This is a genomic window from Nocardiopsis moroccensis, from assembly GCF_055763695.1.
Map to the genome: position 1 here is coordinate 5,381,132 of NZ_CP199747.1, position 14,397 is coordinate 5,395,528.

Here is a 14,397-nt window from a genome sequence, read left to right on the forward strand (position 1 = left end):
ACGGCGATGACAAAGGTGCGGACCTGCCCTGCCTGCGCCGGCATGGTGTCAGCGGGCGACTCCTTCTGCGAGGGCTGCGGCCGGACCCTTCCGGACCGGAATCGGCCCGGGGCCGCGGGGGACGGCGGACTCGACCAGGTGCCCACCGCACCCCAGCCGAGCCTGTCCGGGACGGGCCCGGAGGCGCCGGACACGCCCCCGGAGGCCTCCGGCGCGTCTCCGGAGGCGGAGACGATGGTGGTCCAGCGGCCCGGCCTGACACCCGACGAAGGCACACCGACCGCACCCCAGGTCAGTCTGCACGGAGCCGTCGGGCCCGCGGAGGCCGGGCGCACCGCCGTCGGCGATGACACGGACGAGGGTGCGCCGAAGGCGGTCCCCGACTGGCCGCCGCCCTCCGTCGGCAGCAACCCCGTGGCGGTGGACAACCCCGACCTGTGCGTGTGGTGCCCGGGCCGGGTGGTGGACGGGTACTGCGGCGAGTGCGGTTTCCTCCAGCCGACCGGCCGGGACCACGTCGAGGTGCGCGCCCGGCGCGCCTTCGGGGTCAGCGACCGCGGCCTGCGGCACAAGCGCAACGAGGACGCCATGGCCATCCGGGTCATCGAGGACGACGCGCCCCGGGCCGCGGGGACCGTCGTGGCCGTCGTCTGCGACGGGGTCTCCAGCTCCCCCCGCTCCGACGAGGCGTCCCGGATCACCGCCGAGACGGGCGCCACCGTGCTCGCCGAACGGATGCGCCAGGGCGCAGATCCCCGCGAGGCGACCGGGGCGGCGATGATCCGTGCCGCCGAAGCGGTCGCCGCGATCGCCGACTCACCCAGTTCCGCTCCGGCCTGCACCTTCGTGTCGGCAGTGGTGGACCCGGCGACGGGCGCCGTCACCGTCGGCTGGGTCGGGGACAGCCGCGCCTACTGGATTTCCGGAGGAGCGGCGTCCAGCGCCTCCGCCCTGCTCACCAGGGACGACTCCTGGAGCGAGGCGATGGTGCAGATGGGCGCCCTCTCCCGGGAGGAGGCGATGCGCTCCGCCAACGCCCACGCGCTCATCGCCTGGATGGGAGCGGACTCGGGCGAGATCGACGCGCACATCTCGACCGTCACCCCCACCGGCCCGGGCGCCGTCCTGCTCTGCAGCGACGGTCTCTGGAACTACTACCCCGAGGCGCAGGACCTGACCGAAGCCGTGCCGGGAGCGGCGGGCGCACCCCACGAGGCGTCCCGAACCTACGTCAGCCTCGCCCTCGGAGCGGGCGGCAAGGACAACATCACCGTCGTCCTCGTGCCGGTACCCGCCGGACGAGGGGGTCCCCGTGCCGCACAGGTCTGACCGGCCGACCGAACCCGGGTTCCGCTTCGCCGCGGTCACCGGGGCCACCCACCTCGAACCCGGCGCCGGCAAGGCCGACGAGAGGACCCCCGACACCGACTCGACCCGGACCGCACGGACCCGCCCCCGCCAGTGCTCTCCGGGAACCGGCGGTACCCCCGGGCCCGGGTAGGAGGGACCCATGCCGAGTTGCCCTTCAGGGCACCACTCCACGGCCACCGACCGCTGCGACGTCTGCGGGCTGCGCCTGCGGGCACCGTCCGCCCCGCCCCCTGCCCCCTCCCGACCGGGACCGGCGACCCGGGGCGGCCCGTGCCCCGAGTGCGGGACCTCCCGGACCGGCCGGTTCTGCGAGGAGTGCGGCTACGACTTCGCCTCCCGGTCGGGCAGCCACCAGCGCCGGACCTCCGAGCCCGGCAGCGCGTCGACCGGCGTGCACTGGCGTGCGGTCGTCGCGGCGGACCCCGCGTACTACCAGTACATGGTGGACCGGGGGATGCTCGACCCGAATCGGATCAGCTTCCCCGCAGGGGCCCGGCAGCGTCGGGTGAGCCTCCAGGGCGACCGGGTGCACATCGGGCGCCGGAGCAGGTCCAGGAGGTTCACCCCCGAGATCGACCTGGGCGGCCCGGGAGGGGACCCAGCGATCTCCCACGTCCACGCCGTCCTGCTGGCCCGCCCCGGCGACACCTGGTCGTTGGTCGACCCCGGCTCGACCAACGGAACCACGGTCAACGGGACCGCCGACCCCATCGCCCACCACGTGGAGGTTCCCCTGAATGACAGCGACCGCATCTACGTCGGCGCATGGACCGTCATCATCCTCCAGAAGGGGTGAACCCCGTTGATGCCCCCCAACTCCGATCCGGCGGCCGGGCGAGCGGAGCCGGACCCCCTTCCGGCACGGCTCCGCTCCTGGAGGCCGCGCCTGCGCGGGGCGATGCGGACCACGCCCGCCCGGCTGTGGGCTCTGACGCTCCTGTGCCTGATGGTCATCGCCGGTCTGTTCGGGTCCGCGACGGTCACACTCAACCAGGCTCGGGACGGGCTCACCGTCCTGGGCCGGGACGCGGGGCCGCAGGCCATGGCCACCACCGAGCTGTACCTGGCACTGGCCGAGATGGACGCCGTCGTCGCGGACGTTCTCCTCATGGGCACCGACCACGACCTGGGGTCGGGGCGGGACGAGGCCCTGGCACAGTACGACGCCAGTCGGGCCAGGGCCAATGAGGCCCTGCTCCAGGCCGCCTCGCTGACCGAGGGCGACACCGTCGAGGAGTTCAACGTCCGGGCGGTTCTGGACGGGATGGGCACCTACGACCAGAAGGTCGGCGAGGCGCGCCTGCTCAACGACGAGGCCCAGTCCCCGCCGGGGGAGGTGGACCCGCGGGCCCTGGAGGTGTACCGGGAGGCCACCCGGCTGATGCACACCGAACTGCTGCCCAAGGCGTTCAACCTGGGGCTCGACTCCTCCGCGATCGTGCGCGCCAACCACGAGGCGGGGCGGTCCTCGGTGGCGCTCGGACTCGTGTGGGTCGGCGTGGTGGGCGCCACGGCCGTGGCCGCCCTCGTCGGGCTGCAGCTCTACCTGCGGGTGCGGTTCCGCCGTCGGTTCAACGCCCCGCTGCTGGCCGCCACGGCCGGGGCCGTGGCGCTGACCCTCGGCGTCGTCCTGGCGCTGAACAGCAGTGGCGCCCACCAGAGCGGTGCCAGGGACGAGGGGTTGGACGCCGCGATGGCACTGGCCCGGGCCAGTGCCATCGCCACCGACATGCAGGCGGACCAGAGCCGTTACCTCCTGGACGACGACTTCGCCGACAACTACCAGCAGGTCTACCTGGAGCGCGCCCAACAGGTGCTGTTCCGCCCGGCCAGCACGCTGACGGACTACTACGAGGCGATCGGTGAGATCCCGGACGCCTACCCGGACCTGCCGGGCCCGGACGGCACCGACCCCCTGGACCCGGGCACGCTGGGATACCTCGGGCAGAGCGCCCAGGACTCCCTGCTGCCGGGTCAGGAGGACGCCCTGGCCGAGGTCCTCACCGCCTACAGCGCACTCCAGGAGGAGGACCAGCGGATGCGTGCCGCCGCCGAGCGAGGGGACACGGCGGCCGCGATCGACATCCGGATGGGGGTCGCCCACGCCGACGACGGGGCGTTCACCGCCTACACGGACGCCCTGGACGGGCTGATCGACCTCCACCGGGAGGAGTTCACAACGGGTATCGGGCGGGGCGACGCCGCCTTGTCCCGGTGGTCCTGGGGGCTGCCGCTCGGCTCCCTCGTCCTGCTCGCACTGGTGGTGGTCGGGGTCCGCCCCCGGCTCGCCGAGTACCGCTGACCCCGAGAGACAAGGAACAGGCCGATGTGGTTTCGACACCGCCGTGGCACGGCCGCGGCAGCCCTGGGCGCCGTGGCGGTGATTGCGCTGCCCGCCTGCTCCGCGGAGGGTGAGGGGTCCCTGGTCGACGCGACCTCGCTGACGGTCGGGGTCAAGGAGGACCAGCCGGGGCTGGGGCTGGACGTGGGCGGCGAGCTGGTCGGGTTCGACGTGGACGTCGCGACCTACATCGCCGGGCACATGGGGATCGACGACGTGCGGATGGTGGGCGTCACCTCCGCGGAACGCGAGGAGAAGCTGATCAGCGGAGAGGTCGACATGGTGGTGGCGACCTACTCCATCACCCCGGAGCGCAGGACCGAGGTGACCTTCGGCGGCCCGTACTACGTGGCCAAGCAGGACATCCTGGTGCGCGCGGACGAGAGCGGGGTGGAGGGAGTACGCGACCTGCAGGGCCGCAGCGTCTGCCAGGGGGCGGGCTCCAACTCGGCCACCCGCATCACCGAGGGGCTCGGCATCGAGGTGCGCGAGCTCCAGGAGGCGGAGACCTACAGCGCCTGTATCGAACGGCTGAGCGAGGGTTCGGTGGATGCGGTGTCCACGGACAACCTGATCCTCGCCGGGTTCCTGGCCGAGGACCCTGACGCGTTCCGGTTCGTGAACAACCCGTTCACCGACGAGAAGTACGGCGTGGGTCTGCCGTACGGCGACGTCGCGGCCTGCGAGGCGGTCAACAAGGCGATCAGCGAGATGTACCAGGACGGGACCGCGGTCGGCCTGCTGGAGGAGTGGTTCGGCGAGACCGACCTGGAGGTGGTCCGGAGCGTCCCGCAGTTCGAGGGCTGTGCCTAGCGCTCCCCAGGGGGCCCGGAGCTCCGCACGGGACTTCGTGTGCCTCCGGTGAGACCTGGGATCACGCCGCCGTGTTCGCTCGGATCAGCGGCGGTCTCCGGGTGGTCCGAGAGAGTTATATGGCAGATACTGAACCTCGTGTAGGGCATTGGGGGGAGAGAAGAGGAGTTGTCCGTTGACCATCGTGGAGTTCCTGAACGCACGTTTGGACGAGGACGAACGCGCTTCCAAGGCCGTGCCGGTGGGCTCACGCGGTCGGGAGCGCGCACTGGCCGAGGTGTCGGCCAAACGCAAGATCGTCCGCGGCTACACCGAGGCGCACAGCGCGAGCATGCGCATCCTCGACACCTCTCCCCAGGCGGCGAAGGCCGAGGGGGACCCCTGGTCCGAACTGCTGGCCTGGCGGCTCGCGGTCAAGTACCTGGCCGCCGTCTATCGGGGCCACCCCGAATACGACCGCACCTGGGAGGGGTGAGGGCCTCCCACCCGTCACCCACCACCACCCTCAACGGACGCCTGCGGCGCTGTCCCTTTCCCACGTCACCCACCACCACCCTCAACGGACGCCTGCGGCGCGGCCTCCTCCCGACTCCCGTCCTCCTCGTTCGGGCAGTGCGAGCAGTAGCTCGACCGTCTCGGCCAGATCCCGGCCCTCGGCGTCGGGGCGCTCGAAGACCGAGGGGAAACGTCCCTCCAGGTGCGCCGACCAACCGGTGACCAGGCCCGCCCCCCTGCCGCCGGCCGCGTCCCACCCGTGCGCGGTGACCAGTCCCAGCCGATCCGGAGGTATGTCCAGGGCACGGGCCGCCGCCAGATAGGGCTCCCGTGACGGCCTTCGAGCCCCGAGGCCGTCCCCGCCCACGACCGTCTCCACCGGGAGCCCGGAGCGCTCCAACAGCAGGCGGATGTTCCCGTCGTCGCCGTGCCCGAGCACCGCGGTCCGGATCCCCCGCCCGTGTGCCGCGGCCAGGGCGGTTGCGGCCTCACGGCGCGGTTCGAGGCGGGTGAGGCCGTCGATGACGACGTCCTCCGCCGCGGGGGCGATCTGGTTCCCGGTGATGTCCCGGAGCGACCCCCGGGCGACCTCCTCGAAGGTGCGCTCTCCACCCAGCAGGGCCAGCGCGAACGTGTCCCGCAACAGGTGGTCGCGCCACCGGGCCATCAGCACCCGGGGGACGCCCGCCTCCCGGAAACGCCACTCCAACGGACCGAGCGGGAAGAGGGTGTCGAGGACGTCGAAGACCAAGGCGGCGGGACGGGTGGGGCCGTGCGGGCGAGGGGGCATCGGCTGCACTCCAAACTCCTGAGGGGTGGAGTGTTCCTACCCGTTCGGACCGCCCGCGCTCACACCGCCGGGGGCCGGTCCGCGGCCAGCCGGGGGACCTGCTCGGCGGCCCACGGGCTGATCAGCCAGGGGGTCCGCTCGGCCAGCGCCACCACGTCAGGCCAGGCGGCCCAGGCGAACTCCGCGATCTCCCCGGGGTCGGGGTCGGGGGTGTCCTCGGTACGGGCCCAGAAGACCGGGCAGAACTCGTTCTCCACGATCCCCTCCGCCGATACCGCCCGGTAGCGGAAGTCCGGCAGGGCCTCGGCGACCTCGGTCAGACCGATCCCCAACTCCTGGCGGACCCGGCGGCGCACCGCCTCGGTCATGGTCTCCTCCGGGGAGGGGTGGCCGCAGCAGCTGTTGGTCCACACCCCCGGCCAGGTGGTCTTGCCCAGGGCGCGCCGGGTGAGCAGCACACGGCCGTCCGGGCCCATGACGTAGCAGGAGAAGGCCAGGTGCAGCGGGGTGTCCTCGGTATGCACGGTGGCCTTGTCGGCGACCCCCACCGGTTCGTGCTCCTCGTCCAACAGGACCACGAACTCGCGTCCGGTTCCGCGCCCGTTCTCGGCCGGGGCGGATGTCTGCTGGGTCACGGAACTCCCCCTACCCGTGGCACCTGGTGCACACGTATCGACTCTCTTCCCTCCCATGGTGGCCCGTCCCGGGGTCCGTCGTGCCCCGAACGGGAGAAAAGACGCCCAGACCGTCCGGTGCCGGAGTGCGCATAGGGTTCCTGATGGCCCGGCAGGGTGGCCATCGGAGACAGCGGCGGGGTGCAGTGGTGACGGAAACGGTGACGCGGACGACAGTCGACGGGATCGACCCGGACAGACTTCGGGTGTGCCTGGAGGTACTGGCCGAGGCGGAGGCGCTGCCCGGCGACCACGACGACTCCAAAACCCTCCAGCGGGCCACCGCCCGGCTCTTCAAGGCACTCAAGGAGCGTCGGCGCAAGGAGCGCCAGGCCGCCCGTAGGGCCCACGACGAGGCCGTGTTCGCCGCCACGGCCACGGCCGCGCCGGACCGGATCGACGACGAGACCAACGGCCGTGCCCTGACCAGCCGTGCCCTGGCCGACGGCGAGGACGGTGACGGCGCAGGGAGCGGTACCGCCGACCAGGGTCTCGCCGACACGGGCCCTACCGGCGCGGATGGTGCCGACGAGGGCAGGCGGCTCGCCGGGGTCCTGCGCAAGGCCCGGCCCTGCTACGTCTGCAAGCAGAAGTACCAGGAGGTCGACGCCTTCTACCACCAGCTCTGCCCGGGGTGCGCCGCCTTCAACCGGCAGCGCCGCGGAGCCCGGACCGACCTGACCGGGCGGCGGGCCCTGCTCACCGGCGGCCGTGCCAAGATCGGCATGTACATCGCGTTGCGGCTCCTGCGCGACGGCGCCCACACCACGATCACCACGCGCTTCCCCAACGACGCCGTGCGCCGGTTCGCCGCGATGCCCGACAGCGGCCAGTGGATGCACCGGCTGCGGGTGGTCGGCCTCGACCTGCGCGACCCCGGCCAGGTGGTGCGGTTGGCCGACTCGGTGGCCGAGCAGGGGCCGCTGGACGTCCTGGTCAACAACGCCGCACAGACCGTCCGCCGCTCACCGGGCTCCTACGCCCCGCTGCTCGCGGCCGAGGCCGAACCGGTCACCGGTCAGGGGCTGCCCGAACCGCTGGTGCTCGGCGGGGTCCGGCCCCGGGAGCTGTCGGGCGCAGCGGAGGCGGAGGTCGCCGAGGCCGCGCCGCACACCCTGACCCCCGAGATGCTCACCTCGCTGGCGCTGACCACCGGCGCCGCGCACCCGGACCGGGTCCGCGAGGGAGGGGCGATCGACGCGGGCGGGCTGGTGCCGGACCTGGCGCCGGTCAACAGTTGGACCCAGCGGATCGGCGGGATCGACCCGGTGGAGATGCTGGAGGTGCAGCTGTGCAACGTGAGCGCGCCCTTCCTGCTGGTCGACCGGCTGCGCCCGGCGATGGCCGCCTCCTCGGCCCGGCGCAAGTACATCGTCAACGTGTCCGCGATGGAGGGCGTGTTCGGCCGCGGGTACAAGGGGCCGGGCCACCCGCACACCAACATGGCCAAGGCCTCGCTGAACATGCTCACCCGGACCAGCGCACAGGAGATGCTGGAGACCGACGGCATCCTCATGACCAGTGTGGACACCGGGTGGATCACCGACGAGCGGCCGCACCCGGACCGGGAGCGGATGGCCGAGGCGGGTTTCCACGCGCCCCTGGACCTGGAGGACGGCGCGGCCCGCGTGTACGACCCCATCGTCCGCGGGGAACTCGGCGAGGACCTGCACGGCTGCTTCCTCAAGGACTACCGGCCCGCGAACTGGTGACCACCGCCCGGGCCCGGCCCCGCGACCCGCCCGGGCCGAGCAGGTCAGGGCAGCAGAACCAGACGGACCGGGGAACCGATCCGCTTCTCCAACTGCTCCACGGCCTCGGGGGCCTCCTCCAGGGTGAACGTGCCGCTGATGGAGCGGCTGAACTCCAGACGGCCCGCCCGGACCAGGTCCACCAGCTGGGTCACGTGCTCGGGCTCCGAACCGTAGTGGCCGAGGATCTGCTGGCGCAGGTAGCTGAACCGGGTGCCGTCCTCGACCTCCAGCGGTTTGGCGGTCAGGCCGACCAGCACCAGGCGGCCGTGCTCGCCGAGCACCTGGATCGCCTGCTCGCGCACGACCGGCACCCCCGCGAAGTCGAAGGCGACGTCGAGGCCGCGGCCGTGGGTGAGTTGACCGACCCGGGTGAGGAAGTCCGGTGCCGTGGAGTCCAGGGCGACGTCCGCCCCGTAGGTCAGGGCGCGGTCCCGGGCCTGTTCGTCGGGGTCGGCGGCGATGATCGGCGCGGCGCCCACCATCCGCAGGAGCTGGACGGCGTGTGCACCCAGGCCGCCCACACCCCACACGCACACGGCCTCGGCCGGGCGCACGTCACCGGTGGCGGTCACCGCGGCCCAGGGTGTGGAGACGGCGTCCGGGATGATCGCGGCCTGTTCGAAGGGCAGGTCGTCCGGGATCGGGACGAGTGTCTCCTCGGCGGCCAGTGCGTACTCGGCCCACCCGCCGTCGTAGTCCACGCCCCGGGTGAGCAGGCGCCCGCGCCGGTCGTACTCGCCCGCCTGGAGCGCCACCCGGTCGCCGGCTCCGACGTCGAACACCTCCGGGCCCAGCTCCTCGACGACCCCGGCCACCTCGTGCCCCAGGGTGACCGTGTCGCCATCGAGGTGGAGCGGGCTCAGTGAGCCGTCGATGAGGTGGATGTCGGACAGGCACACACCGGCGGCCCGGACCCGGACGAGGACCTGGCCCCGGCCCGGAACGGGCCTGGGGACGTCGGTGACCCCGAAGGACCGGTCGGTGGTGTTCAGTCGGGCCGCGCGCATGGTGGCCATAGGTCATTCCTCGCAGTCGTGTCGTTGACACTCATTCCCCCACTGATCATCACGCTTCGTGCAGGGGTGTCTACAAGGACGACACGGGCGAAAAGGGTCAGAAACCGCTTACTTTTTCGTCAAGCGGACAGCGCCGCGGCCCTCCGCGGCTGCTCAGGACATGAGTCCGACCCGGTACGCCCAGGCGGCGATCTCCACCCGGTTGCGGGCGCCCAGCTTCTCCTGGACCCGGGCCAGGTGCGTTTTGACCGTGCTCACGGTGACGTGCAGCTCCGCCGCCACCTCGGTGTTGGTCAGCCCGCGCGCGACGGTGCGCACGATGTCCAGTTCGCGCGCGGTCAGCCCGGCCCCGGCCGGGTCCCGCCGGGGGGCGGGGGCGCTCGCGAAGTGCCGGAGCAGACGCACCGTGATCCGGGGCGAGACCAGCGCGTCACCCCTGGCCGCGGCCCGTACCGCCTCGACCAGCAGGGCGGGCCCCGCATCCTTGAGCAGGAAGCCGACCGCGCCGCCGGTCAGCGCCGCGTGCACGTACTCGTCCAGGTCGAAGGTGGTCACCACGACCACCCGCAGGGGGTCGGCCACGTCCGGACCGGCCAACCGCCGGGTCGCCTCCAGACCGTCGATCCCGGGCATCCGGATGTCCATGAGGACCACGTCCGGCCGCAGCTCCCGGGCGAGCCGGACCGCCTCGATCCCGTCACCGGCCTCCCCGACCACCGAGATCCCGTCCTCGGCGTCGAGCATGTAGCGAAAACCCGTCCGGACCATCTGCTGGTCGTCGGCGAGCAGTACCCGAACCGTCACTCCCGGCCGTCCCCTCCGTTTCGGGCGGGGATGGTCCCCCGCACCGTCCAACCCTGCCCCACCCCGTCGGGGCCCGCCGTCAGCTCACCGCCGAGCAGCCGGGCGCGTTCGGTCATTCCCACCAGCCCGTGGCCGCCGCCCACCGGCCTCCCGGCGCCCCGGCCGTCGTCCTCGACCCGGACCAGGACCTCCTCGTCCGTCGCCGTCACCACCACACTCACCCGGGTGGCGCCCCGGGCGTACCGCAGCGCGTTGGTCACCGACTCCTGGGCGATCCGCAGCACCGCCGTGCCCACCTCCGGGGGCAGCTCCCCGATCGGGCCGGACAGGTGCACCGTCACCTCGGGCCGCCCGGGCGCGGCGGGGGCGGCGAGCGCGGTCAGCCCCTCGGCGGGGCTGGGAGCCAGCGGTGGCTCACCCGGCGCCCGCAGCCGGGAGACCATCCCCCGCATGGACTCCAGGGCCCGGGTGCCCGACGCCTCGATCTCGGGCAGGGCGGCCCGGACCGCTGCGGGGTTCCGGTCCGCGATGTGCCGCAGCGCCTGTGCCTGCACCACGATCCCGGTGACCTCGTGGGCCACCACGTCGTGCAGGTCGCGGGCGATGGCCAGCCGCTCCGCCGACCGGACCCGTTCCACGTGCGCTCGGCGTTCGGCCGCGTGCCAGCGCAGGTACAGGCCCGGGGCCAGCCCCGTCGCGACCATCAGCAGCGTGCTGGAGAGGTAGAGGCCGGTGGGTTCGCGCAGGTAGTCGGAGAAGAAGGCGGCCAGAGCCAGTACCGACACCACGGCGATCTGCCAGGCTCGGCAGCGCAGTCCGGCCAGGGCCAGGACCACGATCACTCCGGCGGTCTCGGCCATGGTGGTCGGGAAGCCGAACATCCCCTTGGGCAGCGGCCACAGCAGTGTCGACACGGTCAGGACGGACAGGGACACCGTGACCCCGGCCGCCAGCGTCGCCCGGGGACCCGCCCGGGGCACGGACACCAGGACCACGGCCAGGACACAGACCGCCCCGGAGGCCACACCGGCGAAGTCCATCGGGCCCGTGGGCGGGCCGGGCCAGTCCTCGATGGTCGGGATCTGCAGCGCGGCCCGCAGGTCCAGCGCCCACAGCAGGATCATCATCGCGGACAGGCCGGGTGCCGCGAGGTGCCGCAGCGTCCGGGACCTCTGGTCGAACGCGGCGAAGAACCTGTTCAGGGCGGTGGTGCGGGTCATGGTGTTCAGGCTAGGCCGACGCCCCGGAGCGGGCATCGGTCAAAGGGACGAACCGCGGAGCACGTTCCCCGGCGGGACGGGGAGTCCCGCCGGGCCCCTCCGGCGGGAGCGGTGCGCCGTCGGTCGCCGGGCGCCGTCGATCGGCCGAAAGGCTGACTCGGCGGGGGAGGCGTTTCGGCTGTTCGGGTGATGTGCGGCGGGTGCCGGGCGGGTGATGCTGGGGGCCGTCTCACAAGGAGGACCCGTGACCGCAGAGCCGACCCCGGCCGCAGCGCCGCCCGAAGCAGACCCGCGCACACCCGTGTACGGGGGAGCGCCCGCGCCCCGCAGGAGGGTCGCCTTCCTGGACGCGGCCCGCGCCCTGGCGATGATCGGTGTGGTGGCGATGAACGCGCCCACCGTCGTCTTCGCCGCGGAACGGCTCGGAGAGCGCGAACCGAGCACCCTGGCCTCGGTCGTGGACGGCGGGCTGAGCGTGCTGATGTCCGGCAAGGCCCGTGCGCTGCTCATGCTGCTGCTGGGCGTGGGCGCCGTCCTCGCCTGGCGGGCGGCGGCCCGGCACGGGGGACGGCCGATGGTGCTCATGCTGCGCCGCTACGTGGTCCTGGGCCTGCTCTTCGGGGCGCCGCACCTGATGGTGTTCTCCGGGGACATCCTCACCCACTACTCGCTCACCGTACTGCTGCTCGCCCCCTTGATGCCGTTCCTGCTGTCCGGCTCGCGGGCCCGGCCGTTCTGGTTCGCGGCGGCCCTGTTCGTCGCGGCGCCGTTCCTCGCCTACGGGGCGGGCGAGCTGCTCCCGGGCGGCCCTGGCGACCTGGTCAGCCTGATCCCGCAGACCCTCGGGTTCTTCTGCGTGGGCGTGTGGCTCGCCCGCAGGCCCGAACTCGCTTCGGAGACCGCTGGCGAGCCCACCCGGCTTCCGCTGCGCCTGCTGTGGGCGGGACTGGTCGGGCAGGTGCTCGGCATGGTCACCATGTTCGGCTCCGATCTGTTCTTCCCGATGGAGTTCGACGCCCAGGGCATCCCGGTGCTGGGACCCGACGGCATGCCGGTGGTCCATCCCGGCGCGGACATGATGATGTCCCTCGGAGGCAGCCTCTCCGGCCTGGGCGGAGGCCTGTTCTTCCTGGGCCTGGTGTGGTGGCTGTTCACTCGTGACCGGACCGCAGCCAGGGCCCTGGGCGCCCTGGCCCCGCTGGGGCGGATGACGCTCACCGTCTACCTGGGCAGCACCGCGGTGTTCCTGTTGACCATGAAGCCGTTCGAAGGGGTGATCCCGATCCTGGCGCAGTACGGGATCGCCGCCGCCTACTTCGTGGTGATGGCCCTCTTCGCCCGCTGGTGGTTGGGCAGCTTCAGGCTCGGCCCCTTGGAGTGGGTCTGGCGGAGCCTCACCTACCTGCGTCCCATGCCGATGCGCGGGGTGCGGGGCGAGGGGGAGCCGGGGCGTCCGGAGAGCGCCGGGCGGCCCGGGCACGGCGGTCACGCCGAATAGCAGCACCGCCGGCACGTGACACGAGGGGCCTGGGCCCGGAAACGTTCGTTTCGGTCCCGGGCCCCTCGGTTCAGCCCCCGGCCACCGAGGGGAGCAGGCGTACGTCCGCCCCCTCGTGGACGGGGGCGTCCAGCCCGCCGACGGACCGGCACTCGTCCTGGTCCACGAACACGTTCACGTACCGGCGCAGTTCGCCCCGCTCGTCCCGGATCCGCCGGTCCAGGCCCGGATGGCGGGCGGCCAACTCGTCCAGTACCCCGCTCAACGCGGCACCGTCGGCGACCTCGAGCAGGACGTGTGCGGCCCCCTCGGCGTCGGCCCGCAGCACGCTGGTCAGGTGCACGGTCACCCGCATCTCACACCTGCCCCGCCCGGACGCACAGCACATCGGGCAGGTGCGCGGCCACCTGGTGCCAGCGTTCGCCGTCGTCGGTGATGGCGTAGACGTCCCCGGACCGGGTTCCGAAGTAGAAGCCGGGTACGTCGGCGCCGTCGGTGCAGGCGGCGTCGCGCAGCACGATCCCGAAGTACGGGTCCTCGGGCAGACCCTGGTTGACCGGCCGCCAGGAGTCGCCGCCGTCGTCGGTGCGGTAGGCACTCAGCCTGTGGTCCGGCGGGAAGTGCACCTCCTGGCTGACCACGGGGAAGTTCAGCGCGGTCCCTGGCCGGTGCGGGTGGGTGACCATCGCGAAGCCGAAGTCCGTGGGCAGGCCCTCCTCGATCCGGCTCCAGCCGTCGTCGGCAGGGGCCGAGCTCCGGTAGACCCCGTGGTGGTTCTGCGCGTAGAACGAGCCGTCGGAGGCGACGGCGACCTTGTGCACGCACTGGCCGTACTCGGGCTCCTCGTCCGGCAGGAACCCCGCGGAGATACCGCGGTTGGTCGGCGCCCAACTGGCTCCGCCGTCCTCGGTCTGGTAGACACCACCGGTGGACATCGCCACGGTGAGCGCCTCGGGGGAGCGGCGTCCCGCGCCGAGGACGCCGGGCAGGACGGTGTGGATCGCGGCGCCCCCGGCCCCGGGGAACCAGTTGCTCCGGTGCGGGTGGTCCCACAGGGCGCGGACGAGGTCGAAGCTGTCGCCGCCGTCGGAGGACCGGAACAGGGCGTGCGGCTCCACCCCGGCGTAGACGGTGTCCGGGTCCGGGCCGAAGGCGAACTGCCAGGCGCGGGTGAGTGAGGCCCCGGTGTCCTCGGGGAAGGCGATCGGCGGCGCCCCCGGTTCGGCCCAGGTGTCGCCGAGGTCGTCGCTGTGCCAGACGCTCGGTCCGAAGTGCCAACTCTCCGTTCCGGCGAGTAGGCGTCCGGTGTGCGGGTTGATCCCGACGGTGTAGACGGGACTCATCCCGGCGTCGTTGGCCTCGTCGAGGCGGTGCGGTCCGTTCACCTCCCACGCACGCCGATCCTCGCTCCGGGCCGTGAACAGGCCCTTACGTGTACCGATGACCAGGAGATATGCCATGACGAACCCCCGAGTGTGAGACAGGTCTCCACTCTGGCACAGGGGTGCGACATTCGGGGGAGGGTCGGCGGGGAGGGGCCCGGGGTTGCCGGGGTGGCCTTGCCCGATGGGTTACGGACGTCTCGGTAAGTTAATAGTTAGGAACCCGAACGATTTGCCGT

15 protein-coding genes are annotated in these 14,397 nt (G+C 72.7%); 8 read left to right on the plus strand and 7 right to left on the minus strand.

The window, feature by feature from the left end:
* The first annotated feature begins 6 nt into the window (after nucleotides 1-6).
* The 6 genes from ACUKCB_RS23760 to ACUKCB_RS23785 all read left to right on the plus strand — a co-directional run bounded on the left by ACUKCB_RS23760 (nucleotide 7) and on the right by ACUKCB_RS23785 (nucleotide 5,000).
* Nucleotides 7-1,329, plus strand: coding sequence for a PP2C family protein-serine/threonine phosphatase (locus tag ACUKCB_RS23760; protein WP_473037810.1), 1,323 nt, complete (start codon nucleotides 7-9; stop codon nucleotides 1,327-1,329).
* A complete protein-coding gene (locus ACUKCB_RS23765) occupies nucleotides 1,313-1,501 on the plus strand; it encodes a hypothetical protein (RefSeq protein WP_473037811.1) in 189 nt (62 codons plus the stop codon). Before ACUKCB_RS23760 ends, ACUKCB_RS23765 begins: the two co-directional genes overlap by 17 nt.
* A gap of 9 nt (nucleotides 1,502-1,510) precedes the next feature.
* Nucleotides 1,511-2,167: an FHA domain-containing protein gene (locus ACUKCB_RS23770; RefSeq protein ID WP_473037812.1), complete on the plus strand. Its 657-nt coding sequence runs from the start codon at nucleotides 1,511-1,513 to the stop codon at nucleotides 2,165-2,167.
* Between the two features lie 102 nt (nucleotides 2,168-2,269).
* Nucleotides 2,270-3,673 carry a hypothetical protein gene (locus ACUKCB_RS23775; protein ID WP_473041115.1) on the plus strand — a complete coding sequence of 468 codons (1,404 nt, stop codon included), beginning with the start codon at nucleotides 2,270-2,272 and terminating at the stop codon, nucleotides 3,671-3,673.
* Between the two features lie 24 nt (nucleotides 3,674-3,697).
* On the plus strand, nucleotides 3,698-4,525 hold the full coding sequence (locus ACUKCB_RS23780) for a glutamate ABC transporter substrate-binding protein (RefSeq protein WP_473037813.1): 828 nt from the start codon (nucleotides 3,698-3,700) through the stop codon (nucleotides 4,523-4,525).
* A 175-nt stretch (nucleotides 4,526-4,700) separates the two neighbouring features.
* On the plus strand, nucleotides 4,701-5,000 hold the full coding sequence (locus tag ACUKCB_RS23785) for a DUF6221 family protein (protein WP_473037814.1): 300 nt from the start codon (nucleotides 4,701-4,703) through the stop codon (nucleotides 4,998-5,000).
* Nucleotides 5,001-5,081: 81 nt separating this feature from the next.
* Here ACUKCB_RS23785 and ACUKCB_RS23790 read toward each other — a convergent pair whose 3' ends face one another.
* On the minus strand, nucleotides 5,082-5,810 hold the full coding sequence (locus ACUKCB_RS23790) for an HAD family hydrolase (protein WP_473037815.1): 729 nt from the start codon (nucleotides 5,808-5,810) through the stop codon (nucleotides 5,082-5,084).
* A 59-nt stretch (nucleotides 5,811-5,869) separates the two neighbouring features.
* Nucleotides 5,870-6,445, minus strand: coding sequence for an isopentenyl-diphosphate Delta-isomerase (idi, locus tag ACUKCB_RS23795; protein WP_473037816.1), 576 nt, complete (start codon nucleotides 6,443-6,445; stop codon nucleotides 5,870-5,872).
* A 188-nt stretch (nucleotides 6,446-6,633) separates the two neighbouring features.
* Between idi and ACUKCB_RS23800 the strand changes: the two genes are divergently transcribed.
* Entirely contained in the window at nucleotides 6,634-8,196 is a 1,563-nt protein-coding gene (locus ACUKCB_RS23800; RefSeq protein ID WP_473037817.1) for an SDR family NAD(P)-dependent oxidoreductase, read from the plus strand.
* 44 nt (nucleotides 8,197-8,240) lie between these two features.
* On the opposite strand, the gene ACUKCB_RS23805 is transcribed toward ACUKCB_RS23800, so the two are convergent.
* From ACUKCB_RS23805 to ACUKCB_RS23815, 3 genes are all read right to left on the minus strand, one after another.
* Nucleotides 8,241-9,254, minus strand: coding sequence for a zinc-binding dehydrogenase (locus ACUKCB_RS23805; protein WP_473037818.1), 1,014 nt, complete (start codon nucleotides 9,252-9,254; stop codon nucleotides 8,241-8,243).
* A gap of 153 nt (nucleotides 9,255-9,407) precedes the next feature.
* A complete protein-coding gene (locus tag ACUKCB_RS23810) occupies nucleotides 9,408-10,058 on the minus strand; it encodes a response regulator (protein ID WP_473037819.1) in 651 nt (216 codons plus the stop codon).
* Complete coding sequence (locus ACUKCB_RS23815) at nucleotides 10,055-11,278, minus strand: sensor histidine kinase (RefSeq protein ID WP_473037820.1); 1,224 nt, start codon at nucleotides 11,276-11,278, stop codon at nucleotides 10,055-10,057. Before ACUKCB_RS23815 ends, ACUKCB_RS23810 begins: the two co-directional genes overlap by 4 nt.
* A 244-nt stretch (nucleotides 11,279-11,522) precedes the next feature.
* Between ACUKCB_RS23815 and ACUKCB_RS23820 the strand changes: the two genes are divergently transcribed.
* A complete protein-coding gene (locus ACUKCB_RS23820; RefSeq protein WP_473037821.1) occupies nucleotides 11,523-12,776 on the plus strand; it encodes a DUF418 domain-containing protein in 1,254 nt (417 codons plus the stop codon).
* Between the two features lie 70 nt (nucleotides 12,777-12,846).
* Here the strand turns inward: ACUKCB_RS23820 and ACUKCB_RS23825 are convergent, their stop codons facing one another.
* Both ACUKCB_RS23825 and ACUKCB_RS23830 read right to left on the minus strand, forming a co-directional pair.
* A complete protein-coding gene (locus ACUKCB_RS23825) occupies nucleotides 12,847-13,131 on the minus strand; it encodes a MoaD/ThiS family protein (RefSeq protein WP_473037822.1) in 285 nt (94 codons plus the stop codon).
* Between the two features lies 1 nt (nucleotide 13,132).
* The gene (locus ACUKCB_RS23830) at nucleotides 13,133-14,236 is read right to left on the minus strand and encodes a WD40/YVTN/BNR-like repeat-containing protein (RefSeq protein ID WP_473037823.1); all 1,104 of its coding nucleotides are present in this window, start codon (nucleotides 14,234-14,236) and stop codon (nucleotides 13,133-13,135) included.
* Nucleotides 14,237-14,397 lie beyond the last annotated feature (161 nt).